The 19,598-nt window shown below is 74.1% G+C and carries 22 protein-coding genes; 8 read left to right on the top strand and 14 right to left on the bottom strand.

Features of this window, described 5'->3' with window-relative positions; translation table 11 throughout:
- Positions 1 to 28 precede the first annotated feature (28 nt).
- Positions 29 to 616 (bottom strand): general stress protein, encoded by a 588-nt coding sequence (locus O7598_RS19030; RefSeq protein WP_269692668.1) that lies wholly within the window; start codon positions 614 to 616, stop codon positions 29 to 31.
- A gap of 111 nt (positions 617 to 727) precedes the next feature.
- Between O7598_RS19030 and O7598_RS19025 the strand changes: the two genes are divergently transcribed.
- Genes O7598_RS19025 through O7598_RS19015 form a run of 3 tightly spaced genes read left to right on the top strand, consistent with a single transcriptional unit; the run spans position 728 to position 3,876 of the window.
- The gene (locus O7598_RS19025) at positions 728 to 2,563 is read left to right on the top strand and encodes a glycoside hydrolase family 15 protein (protein ID WP_269692667.1); all 1,836 of its coding nucleotides are present in this window, start codon (positions 728 to 730) and stop codon (positions 2,561 to 2,563) included.
- Entirely contained in the window at positions 2,560 to 3,339 is a 780-nt protein-coding gene (locus O7598_RS19020; RefSeq protein WP_091067556.1) for an SDR family oxidoreductase, read from the top strand. Before O7598_RS19025 ends, O7598_RS19020 begins: the two co-directional genes overlap by 4 nt.
- A gap of 36 nt (positions 3,340 to 3,375) precedes the next feature.
- Positions 3,376 to 3,876, top strand: coding sequence for a metallophosphoesterase family protein (locus O7598_RS19015; RefSeq protein ID WP_269692666.1), 501 nt, complete (start codon positions 3,376 to 3,378; stop codon positions 3,874 to 3,876).
- Positions 3,877 to 3,884: 8 nt separating this feature from the next.
- Here the strand turns inward: O7598_RS19015 and O7598_RS19010 are convergent, their stop codons facing one another.
- Entirely contained in the window at positions 3,885 to 4,106 is a 222-nt protein-coding gene (locus tag O7598_RS19010; RefSeq protein WP_091067695.1) for a DUF3072 domain-containing protein, read from the bottom strand.
- A gap of 80 nt (positions 4,107 to 4,186) precedes the next feature.
- Here O7598_RS19010 and O7598_RS19005 point away from each other — a divergent pair, with 80 nt between their 5' ends.
- Positions 4,187 to 5,152, top strand: a complete 966-nt coding sequence (locus O7598_RS19005) for an NAD(P)/FAD-dependent oxidoreductase (protein WP_269692665.1) — start codon at positions 4,187 to 4,189, stop codon at positions 5,150 to 5,152.
- A 10-nt stretch (positions 5,153 to 5,162) separates the two neighbouring features.
- Here the strand turns inward: O7598_RS19005 and O7598_RS19000 are convergent, their stop codons facing one another.
- The 3 genes from O7598_RS19000 to O7598_RS18990 all read right to left on the bottom strand — a co-directional run bounded on the left by O7598_RS19000 (position 5,163) and on the right by O7598_RS18990 (position 9,353).
- Positions 5,163 to 6,449 (bottom strand): cation:proton antiporter, encoded by a 1,287-nt coding sequence (locus tag O7598_RS19000; RefSeq protein ID WP_269692664.1) that lies wholly within the window; start codon positions 6,447 to 6,449, stop codon positions 5,163 to 5,165.
- A gap of 101 nt (positions 6,450 to 6,550) precedes the next feature.
- The gene (locus O7598_RS18995; protein WP_269692663.1) at positions 6,551 to 7,228 is read right to left on the bottom strand and encodes an HAD family hydrolase; all 678 of its coding nucleotides are present in this window, start codon (positions 7,226 to 7,228) and stop codon (positions 6,551 to 6,553) included.
- A gap of 40 nt (positions 7,229 to 7,268) precedes the next feature.
- Entirely contained in the window at positions 7,269 to 9,353 is a 2,085-nt protein-coding gene (locus O7598_RS18990; protein ID WP_269692662.1) for an ATP-binding SpoIIE family protein phosphatase, read from the bottom strand.
- 200 nt (positions 9,354 to 9,553) lie between these two features.
- Here O7598_RS18990 and O7598_RS18985 point away from each other — a divergent pair, with 200 nt between their 5' ends.
- Positions 9,554 to 10,414, top strand: coding sequence for a mechanosensitive ion channel family protein (locus O7598_RS18985; RefSeq protein WP_269692661.1), 861 nt, complete (start codon positions 9,554 to 9,556; stop codon positions 10,412 to 10,414).
- Between the two features lie 56 nt (positions 10,415 to 10,470).
- Here the strand turns inward: O7598_RS18985 and O7598_RS18980 are convergent, their stop codons facing one another.
- The gene (locus O7598_RS18980) at positions 10,471 to 10,833 is read right to left on the bottom strand and encodes a DUF6401 family natural product biosynthesis protein (protein WP_269692660.1); all 363 of its coding nucleotides are present in this window, start codon (positions 10,831 to 10,833) and stop codon (positions 10,471 to 10,473) included.
- A gap of 164 nt (positions 10,834 to 10,997) precedes the next feature.
- Between O7598_RS18980 and O7598_RS18975 the strand changes: the two genes are divergently transcribed.
- Complete coding sequence (locus tag O7598_RS18975) at positions 10,998 to 11,444, top strand: hypothetical protein (RefSeq protein ID WP_269692659.1); 447 nt, start codon at positions 10,998 to 11,000, stop codon at positions 11,442 to 11,444.
- On the opposite strand, the gene O7598_RS18970 is transcribed toward O7598_RS18975, so the two are convergent.
- The 5 genes from O7598_RS18970 to O7598_RS18950 form a co-directional block, all read right to left on the bottom strand.
- The gene (locus tag O7598_RS18970) at positions 11,445 to 11,657 is read right to left on the bottom strand and encodes a hypothetical protein (RefSeq protein ID WP_269692658.1); all 213 of its coding nucleotides are present in this window, start codon (positions 11,655 to 11,657) and stop codon (positions 11,445 to 11,447) included.
- Between the two features lie 162 nt (positions 11,658 to 11,819).
- Complete coding sequence (locus tag O7598_RS18965; protein WP_269692657.1) at positions 11,820 to 12,083, bottom strand: hypothetical protein; 264 nt, start codon at positions 12,081 to 12,083, stop codon at positions 11,820 to 11,822.
- A gap of 105 nt (positions 12,084 to 12,188) precedes the next feature.
- Positions 12,189 to 12,650 carry an SRPBCC family protein gene (locus O7598_RS18960; protein ID WP_269692656.1) on the bottom strand — a complete coding sequence of 154 codons (462 nt, stop codon included), beginning with the start codon at positions 12,648 to 12,650 and terminating at the stop codon, positions 12,189 to 12,191.
- Between the two features lie 55 nt (positions 12,651 to 12,705).
- On the bottom strand, positions 12,706 to 13,122 hold the full coding sequence (locus O7598_RS18955; protein ID WP_091067520.1) for a DUF2795 domain-containing protein: 417 nt from the start codon (positions 13,120 to 13,122) through the stop codon (positions 12,706 to 12,708).
- A 39-nt stretch (positions 13,123 to 13,161) separates the two neighbouring features.
- Positions 13,162 to 14,139, bottom strand: a complete 978-nt coding sequence (locus O7598_RS18950; RefSeq protein WP_269692655.1) for a YihY/virulence factor BrkB family protein — start codon at positions 14,137 to 14,139, stop codon at positions 13,162 to 13,164.
- Positions 14,140 to 14,283: 144 nt separating this feature from the next.
- Between O7598_RS18950 and O7598_RS18945 the strand changes: the two genes are divergently transcribed.
- Positions 14,284 to 14,688 carry a ChaB family protein gene (locus tag O7598_RS18945; RefSeq protein WP_269692654.1) on the top strand — a complete coding sequence of 135 codons (405 nt, stop codon included), beginning with the start codon at positions 14,284 to 14,286 and terminating at the stop codon, positions 14,686 to 14,688.
- A gap of 60 nt (positions 14,689 to 14,748) precedes the next feature.
- Here O7598_RS18945 and O7598_RS18940 read toward each other — a convergent pair whose 3' ends face one another.
- A complete protein-coding gene (locus O7598_RS18940) occupies positions 14,749 to 16,185 on the bottom strand; it encodes an aldehyde dehydrogenase family protein (protein ID WP_269692653.1) in 1,437 nt (478 codons plus the stop codon).
- A 70-nt stretch (positions 16,186 to 16,255) separates the two neighbouring features.
- Between O7598_RS18940 and O7598_RS18935 the strand changes: the two genes are divergently transcribed.
- Positions 16,256 to 17,848, top strand: coding sequence for a phytoene desaturase family protein (locus O7598_RS18935; protein ID WP_269692652.1), 1,593 nt, complete (start codon positions 16,256 to 16,258; stop codon positions 17,846 to 17,848).
- 410 nt (positions 17,849 to 18,258) lie between these two features.
- Here the strand turns inward: O7598_RS18935 and O7598_RS18930 are convergent, their stop codons facing one another.
- Positions 18,259 to 19,026 (bottom strand): polyprenol monophosphomannose synthase, encoded by a 768-nt coding sequence (locus O7598_RS18930; protein WP_269692651.1) that lies wholly within the window; start codon positions 19,024 to 19,026, stop codon positions 18,259 to 18,261.
- Between the two features lie 90 nt (positions 19,027 to 19,116).
- Positions 19,117 to 19,563 (bottom strand): SRPBCC family protein, encoded by a 447-nt coding sequence (locus O7598_RS18925; RefSeq protein WP_269692650.1) that lies wholly within the window; start codon positions 19,561 to 19,563, stop codon positions 19,117 to 19,119.
- Positions 19,564 to 19,598 lie beyond the last annotated feature (35 nt).

The following is a 19,598-nucleotide window of genomic DNA, read 5'->3' as shown; positions in this document are numbered from 1 at the left end:
GACCCTCCCTCGTGTCGACGCCGGGCCCTCAGCGGGCGGTGGCGCCGGTGGGCGTCAGGTGCATCCGGCCCAGCATCTGCCGGGCCTGTTCCGCCAGCTCCGCGTCCACGGTGACCGCGTACTGGCCGGCCCGCAACGAGCTGGCCGAGGTGAAGTCGCGCTGCCCGCCGCTCATCGCGTGCGCGACCGCGCCGAACACGGCACCCCAGATCGCGCCGATCACCAGGCCGACCAGGATCACCGCCAGCCAGTTGCCGGCCGTGAAGATGCCGAAGAGCAACCCGATGAACAGGCCGAACCAGGCGCCGGTGCCGGCGCCCAACAGGGCCGCCCGGCCGGTGGTCAACCGCCCCATCACCGTCTCCACCAAGGTGAGGTCGGTGCCGATGATCGACGTCCGTTCCACCGGGAACCGGTTGTCGGCCAGGTAGTCCACCACGCGCTGGGCGGACGGATAGTCCGGGTACGAGCCGATCGTGACGGTCGGCGTGCCGGCCTGCGGCCCGTGCCCGTCCCCGCTCGGCGGCATCGGACGACCGCCCGGGCCGGACGGGAGGTTGTCGCTGCCCGGTATCCCGGGTCGCCAGGCCGCGGTCGGAGTCGAGGGTCTGGTCATGAGCATCCTCCTTCGTCAACCCGCCGCGTTCCCGTCGTCGGCGAGCGGTAACGCGGCGGTCGGCACCGATCCGGCCAGGCATGGCGAAGCCCTGGCCGGGTAGCCACCACCGTGCGGACCGGACGGATCAGCGAGCACGGCTTCCTCGCCGACGGGCGCAGCGCCGCCCTGGTGGACACCGCCGGCGCGGTGAACTGGTGGTGCCCGGCCCGGTTCGACGGGCCGTCGGTCTTCGGGCGGCTGCTCGACGACGACGCGGGGCACTGGGCGATCCACCCCGAGGGCGGGTTCACCAGCACCCGGTCCTACCTGGACGACGCGCTGGTGCTGCGTACCGTCTTCACCACCGCGACCGGGACGGTGGCCGTCACCGACGCCCTGGCGCTGGAGCCCGGCGCGCGCGGCCACGACATCGGCCTGCGCTCACCCCGGGTGCTGGCCCGGGTGGTCCATGGCCTCACCGGCGAGGTGGCGATGCGGGTGCACTACGCCCCCCGCTTCGAGTACGGGCGGGTCGGGGCCTACCTCACCGAACACGACGGGGTGATCGGCGCCACCGCCGGCGCGTGCCGGCTGGAGCTGCGCAGCGACGTCCCGCTGACGTTCGCCGACGGCGCCGCCGCGGGGCGGTTCACCGCCCGCGCCGGCAGCGCCCACCACTTCACCCTCGGGTACGCCCCGACGTACGCCGGCGGCGCGCCGGTGCTGCCCGACGCCGCCGACGTGGTGGCCGGCACGGTCGCCGGCTGGCGCTCCTGGGCGGACCTGCACGAATACCGGGGTGAGTATCGCGACCTGGTCCGGCGCAGCGCGCTGGTGGTGCAGGGGATGACCTACGGGCCGAGCGGCGCGGTCGTCGCGGCGGCCACCACCGCGCTGCCGGAACAGCTCGGCGGGGACCGCAACTACGACTACCGGTTCGTCTGGCTGCGCGACTTCAGCCTGACCCTGCAGGCGCTCTGGCGGGCCGCCTGCCCGGACGAGGCGGACCGGCAGTTCACCTGGGTGGCCCGGGCGATGGGCCGGCTCGGCGACGCTCCCGCCCCGATCATGTACGGGGTCGAGGGGGAGCGGGACCTGACCGAGCACGACCTCGACCACCTCGCCGGGTACGCCGGCAGCCGGCCGGTGCTCGTCGGCAACGACGCCTGGCGGCAGCGGCAGAACGACGTGCTGGGCGAGGTGCTCGACGCGGCCTGGCTGATGCGGCACTACCTGGACCCGATGTCGCCGGACGTGCGCCACCTGCTGGGCACGCTCGCCGACCAGGCGATGCGCGACTGGCGCAGGCCGGACTCCGGGATGTGGGAGGCGCGCGACGCCGAGCGGCACTACGTGTCGTCGAAGGTGCAGTGCTGGACCGCGCTGGACCGGGCGGTCCGCTTCGGCCTGCGGATCGGCGGGCCGGCCGACGTGGCCCGCTGGGCCGCCGCCCGCGACGAGGTCCGCGCGGCGGTGCTCGCCCGGGGTTGGAACGAGCGCGTCGGCGCGTACACCGGGGCGTTCGACTCCGACGACCTGGACGCCTCGGTGCTGGCCATGCCGCTCGTCGGCTTCCTGCCGGCGGACGACCCGCGGATGCGCGCCACCATGGACGTGGTCGAGCGGCGGCTGTCCCACAACGGGCTGCTGCGCCGCTGGGACGGTGACCCGGCCGGCTTCGTGATCTGCTCGTTCTGGCTGGCCGGCTGCCTGGCCGAGGCGGGTGAGCTGGACCGGGCCCGGCGGCTGTTCGAGCAGCTCGCCGCCCGCACGAACGACCTGGGCCTCTACGCCGAGCAGATCGACCAGGTCACCGGGGAACAGTTGGGCAACTTCCCGCAGGCCTTCTCGCACATCGGGCTGATCAACACCGCCGGCCGGATCACCGACGCCGCCGCGCGGTTCGCGCACGACCGACCGGCCGTGCCGACCGGCGCGGCCCGCACGGAGGGAGCAACCGGATGACCGGACGGCTGGCGGGAAAGACCGCCCTGATCACCGGCTCGGACTCGGGCATCGGCCAGGCCACCGCCATCGAGTTCGGCCGGGAGGGCGCCGACGTGGTGGTGCACTACCTGCACGACCACGCCGGGGCGAACCACACCCGGGCCGAGATCGAGGCGGCCGGCTCGCGGGCCGTGGTGGTGCAGGGCGACATCAGCGTCGAGCACCAGGTGGAGGCGATGTTCGACGAGGCCCTGGCGGAGTTCGACCGGCTGGACGTGCTGATGAACGACGCCGGCGTGGACGCCTCCGGCATCCCGGTGGCCGACCTGGACACCGAGACGTGGGACCGGTGCATCCGGACCAACCTCTACGGCATGTTCTTCTGCTGCCGGCGGTTCGTCCGGCACCGCCGGGACGTCGGGGGCGGCGGCAAGATCATCAACATCACGTCGATCCACCAGGAGGTGGCCCGGGCCGGCGGCGCGGACTACGACTCCAGCAAGGGCGGCATGCTGGAGCTGGCCAAGAGCCTGGCCCTGGAGGTCGCCCCGATGCGGATGAACGTCAACAACATCGGGCCCGGCATGGTGCTCACCCCGTTCAACCAGGAGGCGATCGACAACCCGGACTACCTCCACGAGCAGGTGCAGAGCATCCCGTGGAAGCGGGCCGCGGAACCGGCCGAGATCGCCAAGCTGGCCGTCTTCCTGGCCAGCGCGGACGCCGACTACGTGACCGGGTCGACCTACTTCATGGACGGCGGCCTGATGCAGAACCAGGGGCAGGGCGCCTGAGCGGCGCCGCCGCGCCGGGTACGGGAGGATGGCGCGGTGGAGCTGGTCATCATGGCGGACACCCACGTGCCGAAGCGGGCCCGGGACCTGCCGCCGCCGCTGTGGGCGGCGGTGGAGGCCGCCGACGTGGTGCTGCACGCCGGCGACTGGGTGGACGTGGCGCTGCTGGACGCGCTGGAGGCGCGCTCGCGCCGGCTGGTCGGGGTCTACGGCAACAACGACGGGCCGGCCCTGCGCGCCCGGCTGCCCGAGGTGGCCCGGGTCGAGCTGGCCGGGCTGCGGGTGGCGGTGGTGCACGAGACCGGCCCGAAGACCCGCCGCGAGGAACGCTGCGCCGCCGCGTACGGCGACACCGACCTGCTCGTCTTCGGGCACTCGCACATCCCGTGGGACAGCGTCGCGCCGGGCGGGCTGCGGCTGCTCAACCCCGGTTCACCAACCGACCGGCGGGCCCAGCCGTACGCGACCTACCTGACCGCCCGGGTGGCGGCGGGGCGGCTCGACCGGGTCGAGCTGCACCGCCTGCCCCCGCGCTGACACCGCCTTCAGCGCCCCCGGCCGGTCTCCGCCTGAAGCTCGTCGATGCGCCGGGACGCCTCGGCCTTGGTCAACCCGTCCGGCACCGTCTCACCCGCCTCCTGGGCCAGGGTGTGCAGGTAGGACTCCTGAGCCGCGGTCGGCGGCTCGTCGCCGGTCACCCAGTCGTCCGGGTCCTTGACGGCGGCGTCCGGGTTCACGTTGCTGTTGTCGTTGGCGCGGTCGGCCATGCTGATCACCTCTCCTCGAACAGGTGTGCCAGTACCCCCGCGCCGACGGGTTCATGCCGGCCGGCACCTACGATCGACCGATGACAGCGGACCGGGCGGGTGTGGTGGTGGTCGGCGCGGGCATCGCCGGGGTGGCGTGCGCGGCCGAGCTGGTCCGGGCCGGCGTCCCGGTCGAGGTGCGCGAGCGCGCCCGGGTGACCGGCGGGCGGATGGCCAGCAAGCGCTTCGACGGCCGCCCCGCCGACCTGGGCGCCGCCTACTTCACCGTGGACGACCCGGACTTCGCCGCCGTGGTGGCGGACTGGCAGGCCGCCGGGCTGGCCCGGGAGTGGACCGACACGCTCGTCGCGTACGGGCCGCGGGGGCGGGAACAGGTGCGCGGGCCGGTGCGCTGGGCCGCCCCGCGCGGGCTGCGCTCACTCGTGGAGCACCTGGCCGAAGGCGTGCCGGTGACGCACGACCGGCTGGTCATGACCGTCGAGCCGGGGCCCCGGGTGGACGGGCGGGCGGCCGAGGCGGTGGTGCTGGCCATGCCCGGCCCGCAGGCCGCCCTGCTGCTGGACCCGGCGCTGGCCGAGGCCACCCGAGCGGTGGCGGCCCAACGCTGGGCGTCCACGCTGTCCGCGGTGCTGCACTTCCCGGCCCGCCGCTGGCCCGACTTCCGGGGCGCGTTCGTCAACGACCACCCGGTGCTGAGCCTGGTCTGCGACGACGGCGACCGCCGCGGGGACGACGCCCCGGTGCTGGTCGCCCACACCACGCCACAGTTCGCCGCCGGCCACCTGCTCCAACCCACCGGGGCCCGGCCGGAGATCGAGCAGGCCGTCCGGGACCTGCTCGGGTTGAGCGAACCGGCCGCGTCGACCCACGTGCACCGCTGGACGTACGCCCGGCCGACGATGGTCGGCGAGGGCGGCACCTACCACCTGGACGACGACGGGATCGGCCTGGCCGGCGACGCGTTCGGCCGCCCCCGGGTGCAGAGCGCCTGGCGCTCCGGCCACGACCTGGGCCGCGCCCTGGCCGCCCGACTGGCCGGCGTCTGAGCCGGCGGGGTCAGCCGGCCGGGACCGGCTGTTCCGCCCGGCCCCGCTCCGAGCTGTCCCGGGTGCGTTCGCCGGCCCGGTCCAGCAACTGCATGATCGGGGTCGCGGCGATCCCGTGCGCCACCACCGAGACCACCACGACCAGACCGACGGTGGCCCACAGCAGCTCCGCCTGCGGGAAGTCGGTCTTGCTGGTGGCGTAGGCGAGGTAGTAGAACGACCCGACGCCGCGGATGCCGAACGCCGCGATCACCCAGTGCTCGGACGCGCGGCCCGGCGCGCCGCGCAGCGACAGCCAGCCGACCAGCGGCCGGATCACCAGCACCAGCGCCAGGCCGACCAGCGCCGCCGTCCAGGTCAGCGGCGTGAGCAGACCGCCGATCACCGCGCCGCCGAACAGCAGCAGCAACAGCACGGTGAGCAAACGCTCCACCTGCTCGGCGAAGTCGTGCAGCACGGAGTGGAACTCGTGGGTGCGCTCGGCGGCGCGGATCGCCCGGGCGGCCACGAAGACGGCCAGGAAGCCGTACCCGCCGATCACCTCGACCAGCCCGTACGCGAGGAACGTCGCGGCCAGCGCGAGGAAGCCCTCGGAGTGCTTGGCCAGCCGCAGCGCGCTCGGCGCCCGGAAGAACAGCTTGCCGAGCAGCCAGCCGACGAGCAGGCCGCCGCCCACGCCGGCGGCGAGCTTGTAGACCACGTCGACGGCCAGCCACTCGCCGAGCCAGTCCGACGGGGCGAGGCTGGTGCTGGCGATCGCGATGGCGGCGTAGACGAACGGGAAGGCCAGCCCGTCGTTCAGGCCGGCCTCCGAGGTGAGCGCGAAGCGGACCTCGTCCTCCGAGTCCTCCGCGTCCGTCGGTTCGCCCACCTGCACGTCGGAGGCGAGCACCGGGTCGGTCGGGGCGAGCGCGGCGCCCAGCAGCAACGCCGCCGCCGGCACCAGACCGGCCCACCACCAGCCGAGCAGCGCCACCGCGGCGATGCACAGCGGCATGGCGATGGCCAGCAGCCGCCAGGTGGACGACCAGCGGGCCCAGCTCAACGGCCGGTCGATCTTCAGACCGGCGCCCATCAGGGCGACGATCACCCCGACCTCGGTGAGGTGGGTGGTCAGCTCCGGCGAGCGCAGCGGGTCCGGCGTCGGCAGGCCGGTCGGCAGTGCGAAGACCAGCATGCCGAGACCGAGGAACGCGATCGGCATGGACAGCGGCCGCTTCTCCAGCACCCGGGGCAGGATCCCCGCCAGCAGCGCACCGACGCCCAACAGAGCGAACGCGACATCGACCGGTTCCACGACCCCACCCTCCCGCCGCCCGTCGGCCGGGCGGAGGTGCTCAGCAGTGCCCCGAACCGGTGCCGGCTAAGCCTTTCGACGCAGCCAGGTCGACCGGCGACTCAGCCGAGGGTTCCGATCGCGCTCTCCGACAGGGCATCCAGCAGTTCGGCCGGGTCCTCGTACACCGCCACCGCGCCGGCGCCCGCCAACTCGGCCCGGCCGGTGCCGCCGCAGGTCAGCCCGATGCACGGGATGTCCAGCTTGCCGGCTGCGGCCACGTCCCAGACCGAGTCGCCGACGAAGACCACCCGCTCGGCGGCCAGCCCCGACTGCTCCAGCGCGGCGGCCAGGATGTCCGGCGCCGGCTTGCTCTCCTTGGCGTCGGCGGACGAGGTGACCGTGTCGATCACGTCCTCGGCGTCGAGGACGGCGCGCAGCGCGGCCGCCTCGTGCTCGGCCGCCGAGGTGGCCAGCACCACCCGCAGGCCGCGATCCGCGCAGGCGTACAGCAGCTCCCGGGCCCGGGGCAGCGGCGCGAGTCGCTGCCAGTACTCGGCGTAGAGGGCGTCGTGCGCGTCCCGCAGGCGCTCGTCGGCGTCGGTGTCCCGTTCCGCGCCGAGCAGGTGGTCGAGGAGCTTGTCCGAGCCCATGCCGATGGACCGGTGGATCCGTGCCATCGGCACCCGGTGGTCGCCCTGGCGCAGCGCCTCCCACCAGGCCACCGTGTGCAGGTAGGTGGAGTCGACCAGGGTGCCGTCCACGTCGAAGAGGACGCCGTGTCGCGTGTCGTCGGCCATGGCTGCCTCCTACCCTGGTCGGACGCCGCCGACTCCCGGCTCACCCGGTGGGAATGAGGATCTCGAACCAGACCGTCGAGCCACGTACCGTCGGATCGGTGCCCCAGGCGTCGCTGAGCTCCTCGATCAGGCCGAGCCCCCGGCCGCGGCTGCTCAGCGTGTCGGTCTGGGCCCGGGTGACCTGCCCGCGGGTGCCCGAGTCGGCGACCGAGACGAGCAGCCGCTCGGCGCTCAGGTCCACCTCGACACGGGCGGCGGTGCCGGCGTGCAGCAGGGCGTTGGTGGTCAGCTCGCTGGTGCAGAGCACCGCGGCGCCGACCACCGCGTCGGGCACCTGCCACTCGGTGAGCTGGGCGGTCATCCAGTGCCGGACCCGGCTCGGCGCGGTCGGCTCGGCCGGCACCTCCATGCCGGCCGACCGGCTGGGGCGGACCGCGTGCTCCACCGCCAGCACGGCCACGTCGTCCTCGGTGGCGCCCGGCACGGCGGCGGTCGCGACCGCGCACAGCGCCCGGGGATCACCGCCGCCCGCGGCGCTCACCGCCGCGCCCAGCCCGGCCAGCCCGGCGGCCAGGTCCTGCCAGCGCCGCTCCACCACGCCGTCGCTGTAGAGCAGCAGCGTGTCGCCGGGGCGGAACGGCACGGTGACCGTGCGCTGCCGGCCGCCGAGGCCCAGCGGAGGGCCGGGCGGCACGTCGACGAACTCCGCGGCCGGGCCGTCGCCGGGCCGGCCGCGCCGGATCAGCGGTGCGGGATGGCCGGCGCTGGCCAGCGTGACCCGCTCCCGGTCGACGTCGACCACGCCGAACACCACGGTGACGAACAACTCGTGCGTGCCGCCCTCGGTGCCGAGACTGGCCACCAGCCGGTCCAGGCCACCGAGCACCGCGTCCGGCCGGGGGTCGGACAAGGCGAGCGCCCGCAGCGCGGCGCGGACCTGGCCCATCCGGGCGGCGGCCTGCACGTCGTGGCCGGCCACGTCGCCGAGCACCACGCCGAGCGCGCCGGTGGGCAGCAGGAACGCGTCGTAGAAGTCGCCACCGGCGGCGTTGCCGTCGACGCCCGGGTCGTAGCGGGCGGCGATGCGCAACCGGGGCAGGTCCGGCAGTTGCTCCGGCAGCATGCTGCGTTGCAGCAACTGGGCGGTGCCGTGCTGGGTCTCGAACCGGCGGGCCCGCTCGGCGGCCTGGCCGATCAGCTCGGCGGACGCGGCGAGCAACGCCCGTTCGGCCGGGGACCAGGGACGCGCCGCCTGGTAGCCCACGGTGAGCGCGCCCCGGACCACGGTCGAGCGCAGCGGCAGCGCGGCGAGCGCGCGGATCTTCTCGTCGTGCCGGTCCACCGCGACCTCGCGCAGCGGCTGACCGTCGGTGGCGAAGGAGGGTACGCCGCTGCGTGCGGTCACCACCGCCGGCAGCGCCGAGTCGGCGGTCATCCGGCGCCACAGCGGGGGCAGCCGCTCGTCCGCCTCGTCGAGCAGTTCGCCCCGGATCCGGCGGACCATCCGCCAGGCGGAACCCTCGTCCACGGCGAAGGAGACCCGGTCGGCGTCGAACGAGTGCAGGCAGTAGCGCAGCGTCACCCGGGCCACGTCGTCCAGGGTGAGGGTGCCGGAGAGCGCCGCGGCGAAGTCGCTCAGGCTCTGCAACTGCCGGGTCAGCTGGGTGGTCTGCGCGGACACGGTGAGCACGCCGACGATGCGGCCGGTGGAGTCGCGCACCGGGGAGTGGCCGCGGGTGAACACCGCCGGCTCGGCCTGCCGGTCGGCCGGCAGCACCGCCTCCCGCTCCAGGAAGGGCTCGCCCAGCCGGTAGACCCGCTCCAGCGCCTCGCCCGCGCCGGCCTCCCGCCACACCTCGGCGAACACCTCCGCCGCCGGGCGGCCCAGCGCGGCCGGGTGCCGTTCGCCGATCAGTTCGCCGTAGCCGTCGTTGTAGAGCAGGGCCAGGTCGTCGCCGAGGAGCAGGGCCATCGGTACGGGGGAGGACAGCACCACGTCCGCCACCGCGCGTACCGCCGGGTCCCAGCTCTGCGGGTCGCCCAGCGGCGTACCGGCCCACGGGTGGGCGGTCGCTCCCGGAGTGGGGGCGGACGGCGTGGGAATCCGACCGACGGTGCCTGGCATGACCGCAGCCTAACCGGAGCGTGGCCGGCGGGTTCCGATCATGCGTCCGCGACCGGGCCCGATGCCCGGCGGCGGGGACATCAGGGCAGGTCAGGGCCCGTTCCATCGGTCATGTCGGGAAATTGCCCCCGGTCCGGTCCGCGTGCTGCCGGAAGCACCGGGTATGCGGGCGGCGCAGTTCACGCGACAGGAGGGACATCATGCCGAAAACCCTCGCCGTCGGGCAGGTCGACATCAGTGCGGCCTGGACCGACTTCTGGAGGTCGGTGCTGCTCTTCGTACCGAGGGCCATCGCGTTCATCGCGATCCTCGTGGTGGGTTGGCTCATCGCCCGAGCCGTCCTCAAAATCGTGGACGCGGCACTGGAACGGGTCGGGTTCGACCGCGCCGTGGAACGCGGCGGGATCAAACGCGCCCTCGAACGCACCAAGTACGACGCCAGCGACATCCTGGCCAGACTGGCCTACTACGCGGTCCTGTTGTTCACCCTGCAGTTCGCCTTCGGGGTGTGGGGACCCAACGCGATCAGCGACCTGATCCGCGGGGTGGTGTCCTGGCTGCCACGCGCCTTCGTGGCGATCGTCATCGTGGTGATCGCCGCCGCCATCGCCAACGCCGTCCGACAGTTGGTGTCCGGCGCGCTCGGCGGGCTCTCGTACGGCCGGGTGCTGGCCGACGTGGTGGCCTTCTTCATCCTGGCGCTCGGTGTCATCGCCGCGCTGAACCAGGTGGGCATCGCCACCACGGTGACCACGCCGGTGCTGATCGCGTTCCTCGCCACCGTGGCGGGAATCCTGATCGTCGGTGTCGGCGGTGGTCTTATCAAGCCGATGCAGAACCGCTGGGACGGCTGGCTGGACCGGGTCGCGGAGGAGTCCCGGGCGTTCCAGCAGCAGCGGCAGGCGCAGCAGGTCGGCCGCGGCGACTACGAGCGGCGGATGGCCGACCGGGGCGGACAGCCCGCACCGGCGACGCCGCAGTCGTCGATGTCCGGGGCGGGCACCTACCGCTCGGGCGAGACGGGCGACGAGACGCAGCAGTTCCGCCGGCCCAACGGCTGACGGTGAACGGGTGACGGGGTGTCCGCGGGGCGATCGCGGGCACCCCGCGCCGTGTCTCAGGCCAGGTGGCGCGGGTCGAGGGCGCGGGCCAGCAGGCACACCGCGAGCAGCCGGGTGAGCAGCCAGTCCGCCGCCGCCCAGTCGACCGGGCCGGTGGGGGGCGTCCAGCCGTGCTCCGACGCGGCGTCGCGCAGGCCTTCGGCGTAGCCCGCGAGGGCCGCCACGGTCAGCGGCCGGCGGTCGCCGCGCAGGCTGTCGCGGATCCCCGCGGCATGCTGGTCGACCGCGGCGAGCAGCCCGGGGTTCGCCGCGGCGGCGGCGAGGCCGGCGGTGCCGACGGCGGTGGTGAGCGTGGTGAGGGTCGACCGTGTGACCACCGTTGCGGACGGGGTCGCGACCCGGTTGTTCGGCACGCGCATGAGGACCGAGGCTAGACCTGGGTGGAGCCGGGCGGCCTCGGCCGACCGGACGATGGCCGGATCGTCCGGGCGTGCCGGCGGCGTCGGTCGCCGGGATTGAGCCGCCCGTGGCGGGGCAGAAGGGAACCGCGCAGACGGCGCAGACGAGTCCGCGGAGGCACACGATGGCACGACAGGACGACGGGCCGGACCGGGCGCACCGTCGCCCGGACGGGGTGAGTGACGCCACGGTCGAGGCGGTGGGCAAGCTCGGCGAGGCCCTGGAGTGCGTCGAGCGGGCCCGCGGTCACCTCTACGAGTTGCACCAGCTGATCGGCCACGCCGACCTGACGTTGGACGAGGCGGTGGAGTTGTTCCGCGCCGCCGGCCACCCGGAGATCGCCGAGCGGATCGACCGCGACCTGCTGGGCCGCAACGTCATCGCCGGGCGGTGGACCTTCCAGCTCGTCGAGGAGTTCGACGACGGCTACTACGCGCTCTTCCGGGAGATGGACCGGCGGGCCCGCGACGAGGTGGTCGGGGGCCGCCGGCACCTCTACGAGGCGGAGATGAAGGAGCGACGCCGGAGCCGGGGCCGGCCGGGGCACGAGGCGCGCCCCGCCGAGCGGTGATCAGTCGGAGGAGCGGGCCTGGGCCGGGCGCCGACGGGCGCCGTCGTCGGCGATGATCACGGTGGCCACCATCAGTGCCACCACCACGCTCAGCAGCCAGGAGCTGTCGTCGCTGAACTTCGCCGCCACCGGCGCCTGGACGGCGGCGAGCAGGAAGCCCAGCCAGGCGAGGCGGCGCTGACGAGTGGAGAGGAAAGAGGAACCCTGATCCATCCCGAAAGTCTTACGCGCGACCGGGGGTATGCCGTCAGCCGTTCGGCCGATTCTGGATGGGCTGTCCGCTTTTCCGGCCGGCCGTACCGCATTTTTTGTCGTCTTGGCTGATGCGCCGGGTCACGTTCCGGGCACCGCCTGGTGCCCGGAACCCGGGTGTTCTCACATGCTGTCCGGCCCCGTGCGTCCGGTGGTCGACGGCCGGTACGCCCGGTCCGCGTCGGTCATCTCCCGGCGTTCGGCCTCCGGGCCGGCGCCCCGGTCCACCGCCTCCGGCCCGTGGCCGAACGCGGCCTCCTCGCCGGCGTCGTTGCCGGTGGCGTCGTCCGCCTGGCCGTCCAGGGTCGACCGGGCGATCGCCTGGTCCAGCTCGTGCAGGGGAGTGCGGTCCTCGTCGCGCCACACGTGGCTGTCGTTGTCGGTCATTCCCCTGCGGTACCCGGGCCGGATGATCGCAAACGGCCCCCGGGACACCGCGACGGCCGCCGGATCACCGGCGGCCGTCGACGTTCGTTGCGGGGGTGCGCAGGCTCAGGGGGTCGGCCGGTCGACGGAACCGCGCCAGGCGCCGGTCTCCTGACCGCGCCGCTCGATGAACTGCTTGAACCGCTCCAGGTCGCCCTTGGCCCGGCGGTCGACCACACCCAGCTTGTCGCCGGCCTGTTCGACCACGCCGTGCGGTTCGAACTCCATCTGCAGGGTGACCCGGGTGTGCCCCTCGTCGAGGCGGTGGAACGTCACCACACCGGCCTGCTCGGTGCCCCCGGTGGAACGCCAGGCCACCCGCTCGTCCGGAAGCTGCTCGGTGATCTCCGCGTCGAACTCGCGCTTCACGCCCGCGATCTCCACGGTCCAGTGCGTCATCCGGTCGGAGAGCTGCCGGACCTCCTGCACGCCCTCCATGAAGTGCGGGAACTCCTCGAACTGGGTCCACTGGTCGTACGCGGTCCGGATCGGGACGTCCACGTCCACGTGCTCCATAACGCCGCTCATGTCGGGGTTCCTCCTGTTCCGCCGGTGTCGTGCCGCGAACCGTGGGCCGGTCCGCTCACCAGCGCGTCGTCTCGTTCCTGTGCCCGAGGGCGGCCCACACCTCGGAAACCGTCTGGTAACGGGCACCCTCCGGCAGGCCCTCCAGGGCGGCGACGATGTCCGCCGGCGCCTCGTTCTCCCGCGCGTTGGCGACCAGCGCGTCCCGGTCGCCGGGCAGGGCGGTCATCGTGATGAACCGGCCGAGGCGGCTGCGCGCCTCCACGTCCTCCGAGCTCATGCCCTGCGGCGAACCGGTGCGCAGCTCGCCGGCCGGGGCCGTGGTGGCCTCGGGCTGGTCCTCGCCGGCCGGCTCCGGCTGGCGGAACTCGTCGACCCGGGAGCCACCGGCGCCCGGGCCCTGGACCAGGCCGCTGACCTCGCTGCTCATCTGGTCGTCGACCCTGGGCGAGTGCTTGCTGCTGCCACGTTCCATGCCTTGGGAGATGCCCCGGGGAACCGCCGGTAAACCGGGTCAGGAGTCCGCCGGGGCGCGGGGCGGCAGCACCGGCTCCGCCGGCTCCTCGACGCCGGCCTGCATCGCCCGACCCCGCTGCAACTCCGCGTTGACCTGCACGCCGAGCATCAGCGCGCAGTTGGACAGGTAGAGCCAGACCAGGAACGCGATGACCGCGCCGAGGCTGCCGTAGGTGACGTCGTACGACGCGAAGTTGGCCACGTAGAGGCCGAAGCCGAAGGACGCCGCCACCCAGGCCACCAGCGCCAGCGCGCCGCCGGGGGTGAGCCAGCGGAAGCGCGGCTGCCGCACGTTCGGCGCGATCCAGAACAGCAGCGACAGGAGCGTCATCGCGACCAGCGCGAGGACCGGCCACTTCGCCACCGACCAGCTGGTCCGGGCCAGGCCGCCGGCGTTGAGTCGATCGCCCACCGCGTCGGTGACCGGCCCGCTGACGATCAACGCGGTGGCGACCACCGCGAGCAGCACCAGGGTGACCGCGGCCATGCCGATCTGCAACGGCCGGAGGCGGTAGAACGGCCGCCCCTCCTCGACCCCGTAGATGGCGTTGGAGGCCCGGGTGAACGCGCCGATGAACCCGGAGGCCGACCAGAGCGCACCGAGCAGACCGAAGCTCAGCAGCGCCTTCGCCGGGCCCTGCTGCTCGACCACGTTGCGCACCACGCCGACGAACGCGTCGTTGCCGACCACCGAGCCGGCGCCGATCTCCCGGGCCAGGTCGATCACCGTGTCCACCGTGCGCGGGCCGTCGGAGACCAGACCGACCAGGGCGACCACCACGATGGTGGACGGGAAGAGCGCCAGCACCCCGTAGTAGGTGAGCGCGGCGGCCCAGTCGGCGCAGTTGTCCTTGACGAAGCCCTGACCACTGCGCGCCAGCACTCCCCGCCAGGTGCGCCAGTTGAGCTGGCGCATCCGCCGGGGGAAGCCGGGCCGCGTCCGGCCGCCGACCGCGGGTGGTGTCGTCGCCGTCATGACCGCCTCCTTCACGCGCCGGGTGCGCCACCGGGGCGTGGCCGGGCGGTACCCCGCGGCGGAAATCGACAAACCGCGCGCCGGTTTGCCCCCGGAGCGGGCGGGAAGGACAGGAGACACCCGATCGAGACGGAGGTGGACGAGATGCCCGGGCGCGAGGTGTTGCCCAGCACGTTGAAGCGCTCGCCGGCCAAGGCGCAGCGCACCTGGGAGAAGACGCACGACTCGGCGGTCGAGACGTACGGCGAGGGGGAACGCGCGCACCGCGTCGCCTTCGCCGCGGTCAAGCACGAGTACGAGAAGGTCGGCGACCACTGGGAGGCGAAGGGTCGCAAGGGCCCCAGCGACAAGCAGGCCGCCGGCGGCGGTCCGGCCCGGCGTGCGAAGACCGCCGGCGGGGTGGACGCCAACGCGACCAAGGACCACCTCCTGGAGGTGGCGAAGAAGCTGGACGTGCGGGGCCGGTCCCGGATGACCAAGCCGGAGCTGGTGAAGGCGATCGAGAAGGCGAACGACAACGCCACCCGCAAGGCCCGCGGCGGTCGCTGACCCGCCACCGGTACGACGACGAGCCCGGGACCTCCGTGGTCCCGGGCTCGACCGTGCGGCTCACCAGTGGCCGCCGCCCGGCGCCTCCAGGTGCACCGCCTTGACGGTGCTGAACTCGTCGAGCAGTTCCGGGCCGTACCCGAAGCCCTGGCCGCTGCCGCGGCGCGGCTGCGCGGCACCGCCCGGCGCGCCGCCGAACACAGAGTTGACCTTGACGGTCCCGACCGGCAGTTCCCGCCAGGCCCGCTGGGCGTGACTCATCGAGCCGGTCAGCACGGTGGCGGCCAGGCCGTAGGGGGAGTCGGCGGCGCACCGCAGGCCCTCGTCGAACGAGTCGACCACCACCACCGCCGCCACCGGGCCGAACGTCTCCTCGCGGACCAGCGCCATCTCGTGGCGGCAGCCCTCCACCACGGTGGCCGGGTAGAACGCGCCGGGCCCGTCCGGCAGCGTGCCGCCGGTGCGTACCCGGGCGCCCTGCGCCACCGCGGCGGTGACCTGCCCGTGCACGTGGTCCCGGTGCCGCCGGTCGACCAGCGGGCCGAGTTGCGTGCCCGGGTCGACGCCGGCGCCGACGGTGAGCGCATCGGCGCGGGCCACCAGCGCGTCCACGAAGTCCCCGGCGACGTCGCGGTGCACGTAGACGCGTTCCACCGCCACGCAGATCTGCCCGGCGTTGGCGAAGCAGCCCGTCGCCGCCTGTTCGGCCGCCCAGACCGGGTCGACGTCGGCGTCCACCACCAGCGGGTCGCTGCCGCCGTTCTCCAGCAGCACCTTCGCGCCGGTGCGGGCGCCGGCGGCGGCGATGGCCCGGCCGGTGGCGGTGGAACCGACGTGGGCCACCACGTCCAGCCCGTCCTGGCCGGCGAGCGCCGCGCCCACCTCGCCGCCGCCGGTCAGCAGCGACAGCACGCCGGCCGGCAACGCCGAATCCAGCGCCCGAGCCAGCAGCCAGCCGGTGGCCGGGGCGCGCTCGCTCGGCTTGTGCAGCACCACGTTGCCGGTCACCAGGGCCGCGCCGAGCAGGCCGCAGGAGACCGCCACCGGGTCGTTCCACGGGGTGATCGCGGCGACGACGCCGCGTGGTCCGGGTGCCATGAAGTCCAGTGCCGCATGGCCGCCGTGCAGCGTGCGGCCACCGCGCACCGGGGCCAGCTCGGCGTACTGCCGCAGCGTGCCGACGCCCGCCGCCACGCCGCCCCGGGCGTCGTCGAGCGGCTTGCCCATCTCCGCGGTGGTGGCCCCGGCCAACTCCTCGGCGGCGGCCTCGACCGCGTCCGCCGCCCGGTGCAGCGCCGCGGCCCGCTCGGCCGGGGCGGTCGCCGCCCACTGCGCCGCCGCCTCCCGGGCCGCTCCGACCGCCTTGGCCACCTCGTCCGCGGTGGCGACCGGCGCCCGGGTCACCGGCGTCCCGTCGGCCGGGTCGTGCACGACCAGTTCGCCGCCCTCACCCCCGGCGCCCCACACCCCACCTATGAGCTGCGCAACCGTGTACATGCCCGTGCTTGCCCCGGTTCGGGGGAGGCAAACGCGTTTCGCCCGGTGAGCGGCCGGGTAGGCGGATCGGATGATTTCCACCGCCGACGCCGTCGTCATCGGGGCCGGGCACAACGGGTTGGTGGCGGCGAACCTGCTGGCCGACGCGGGCTGGGACGTCCTCGTGCTGGAGGCCACCGGGGCGCCGGGCGGCGCGGTGCGCTCCGCGCACGTGACCGCGCCCGGCTACCTCAGTGACCTGTACAGCTCCTTCTATCCGCTCGGCTTCGCCTCTCCGGTGCTGGGCGGGCTGCATCTGGAACGCCACGGCCTGGCCTGGACGAACGCCCCCGACGTGCTGGCCCACCTGCTGCCGGACGGCCGCGCCGCGGTGGTCAACCGCGACCTCGACGCCACCGCCGCGTCGCTGGAGGCGTTCGCCCCGGGCGATGGGGAGCGCTGGCGGCACGCGTACGCGGACTGGGTCCAGGTGACCGAGCCGATGCTGGACGCCATCACCAGCCCGTTCCCGCCGGTGCGCGGCGGGCTGGGCCTGCTGCGCCGGCTGCGGGTGGCGGGCGCGCTGCGGCTGGCCCGCCGGTTGGTGCTGCCGGTGCGCAAGCTCGGCGCCGAACTCTTCGACGGCGAGGGCGGCCCGGCGTTGCTTGCCGGCTGCGCGCTGCACACCGACCTGTCCCCGGAGGAGGCCGGCTCCGGGGTGTACGGCTGGCTGCTCGCCATGCTCGGCCAGCAGGTCGGCTGGCCGGTGCCGGTGGGCGGCGCGCAGCGGATCACCGACGCCCTGGTGGCCCGGCTGGTCGAGCGCGGCGGCCGGATCGAGTACGACGCCCGGGTCGAACGGGTGCTCACCGCCCGGGGACGCGCCATGGGCGTGCGGACCGCCGACGGCGCGGACTGGCGGGCCCGCCGCGCGGTGCTCGCCGACGTGCCCGCCCCGGCGCTCTACCTGGACCTGGTCGGCGCTGCCGCGCTGCCGCCCCGGCTGGTCGAGGATCTGGCGCACTTCAAGTGGGACGGTTCCACGCTCAAGGTCGACTGGGCGTTGTCGGCGCCGGTGCCGTGGCGCAACCGGGCAGTGGCCGGCGCCGGCACCGTGCACCTCGGCGCGGACATGGACGGGCTCACCACGTACGCCGCCGCGCTGGCCCGAGGCGAGGTTCCGCGCGACCCGTTCCTCCTGGTCGGGCAGATGACGGTGGCCGATCCGAGCCACTCGCCGCCGGGCACCGAGTCGCTCTGGTCCTACACCCACCTGCCGTTCCGCCGAAACTGGCGGGCCGAGGAGGTGGCCGGGCACGTGGAGCGGATGGAGGAGGTCCTGGAGGCCGCCGCGCCGGGCTTCCGCGCCTCCGTCGTCGGGCGGCACGTGGCCGGGCCGGCCGACCTCGAGGCCGCCGAGCCGAGCCTGGTGGGCGGCGCGCTGGGTGGCGGCACGGCCGCGGCCTACCAGCAGCTGTTCCTGCGGCCGATCCCCGGGCTGGGGCGCGCGGACACGCCGGTGGACCGGCTCTACCTGGCCAGCGCCTCGGCCCACCCGGGCGGCGGGGTGCACGGCGCGCCGGGCGCGAACGCCGCGCGCGCCGCGCTGGCCCGCGACCGGGCGCTCTCCGGCGAGATGTACGCCCGGGCGATCGCCGCCGCCCACCGCACCGTCTACCGCTGACCCCTGGTCCGGCCAACCACCGGTGCACGGGGCCGGCTCGGTGCCACGGACGGCTGCCGGTGCCGGCGCGCGTACCCGGAGGGTCTGCGGCGCGGCTGTCACCCACCGCGTCGGTGGCGTGCGTGGGGCTCACTCGTCGCGTGCCGATCACCTGGGGTAACCGTCGCGGCCGGCGGCGACAGGTGCTGTCGCCGCCTTTGCTCTGCAGCCAGATACGCATCAGCAACTCACCGTGTCGGGATCGAGATGAGGTGGCCGGCGATCGATTTTCGGCGTCGCAGCTCAGAGTGGTGCTGCGCGGATGGCTGCAGAGCAAAGGCCGGGGCGGGTGACGGGCGGAGCGGAGAAAGAAATCACGCTGCGTCATGTTGACGCAGCGTGATATTCCGGGCGGATTAGTGCCGGTGGGGTCAGGAGTCGATGTTGCGGTGCCGGGTGCGCAGCTTGAACGGCATCAGCGCACTCTCGATCTTGGTGGCGGTGGTCATCTTCGAGTCGCCGTCGCGGCGCTCCTCGAAGCGGATCGGCACCTCCAGGATGGTGTGACCCAGCTTGGTGGCCAGGTAGTGCATCTCCACCTGGAAGCTGTAGCCGTTGGACTGCACCCGGTCCAGCCCGATGTCCCGCAGCGCGTCGGCCCGCCAGATCTTGAAGCCGGCGGTCAGGTCGCGGATGCGTACCCGCAGCAGCGTGTGCACGTAGAGGTTGGCCCAGCCGCTGAGCGCGCGGCGGTAGAGCGGCCAGTTCTCGTCCAGCTCTCCGCCGGGCACGTAGCGGGAGCCGATGACCACCGACGCCTGCGTCGACAGCAGGGCGCCGAGCATGCCGGGCAGCGCCTCCGGGGGGTGCGACAGGTCGGCGTCCATCTGGGCGACGAACTCCGCCCCGTCGTCGATCGCGCGACCGATGCCGTCGACGTAGGCCCGGCCGAGGCCCTCCTTGCCGGCGCGGTGCACCACCAGCACCCGGTCCGGGTGCTCGATCGCCAGCTTGTCGGCGACCTCGCCGGTGCCGTCCGGGGAGTTGTCGTCCGCGACGAGCACCTTCAACCCCGGCAGCGGCAGCGCGAGGACGCGCTCGACCAGCACCGGGAGGTTGCCCGCCTCGTTGTAGGTCGGAACGACGACGGTCAGGCGCGCGTCCGCCCACGGGGAGGGCAACTGCACGGGTTGGATCATCACGGACTTCCTCGGTCGGCCGACAGGTTCACCTGAGAGGGTAGCCAGTCCGCTTCCCGAGGTTCGCAGTGACGCCCCGGGAGCGGTTCCTCACCGCTCCGCCTTCTGCCGCGTCGCGATGTCCGACAGCCGGGCCAGCGTCTCCTTGTTGCGCAGATGCAGCACCAGGTCGTTCAGCTTGGTCCGGACCCAGCGCAGCGGCCCGGCCGCGAAGTCCTCACCGATGGTCACCCGGGTCCGGCCGTCGGGCAGCGGCTCCAGGACGAACGCCACGATCGCCTCGCCGGCGGGCCAGAGCCCGGCGCGCAGCACGAGTCGCTCCGGGGGCCGGCACTCCAGCACCGTGGACGCGTCCTGCAACGAGAGCGGCCAGGGGCCGGCCCGGTGGTGCAGCCGGCTGCCCACCCGTGGCCAGGCGTCGTCGACGTCGCGCACGTGCGCGGTGCCCACCACCCAGTCGCTGTAGGTCCATCCGTCGGCCAGCACCTCGAAGACCCGCTCCGGGGACGCGTCGATCACTTTCTCCACAACCGCCACGGAAAGTTCGGTACCCCGCCGCGGCCCCCGCTAAC

Source organism: Micromonospora sp. WMMC241 (genome assembly GCF_027460165.1).
Lineage (GTDB): Bacteria > Actinomycetota > Actinomycetes > Mycobacteriales > Micromonosporaceae > Micromonospora > Micromonospora humi.
This window is presented reverse-complemented; position numbering and strand designations above follow the sequence as displayed.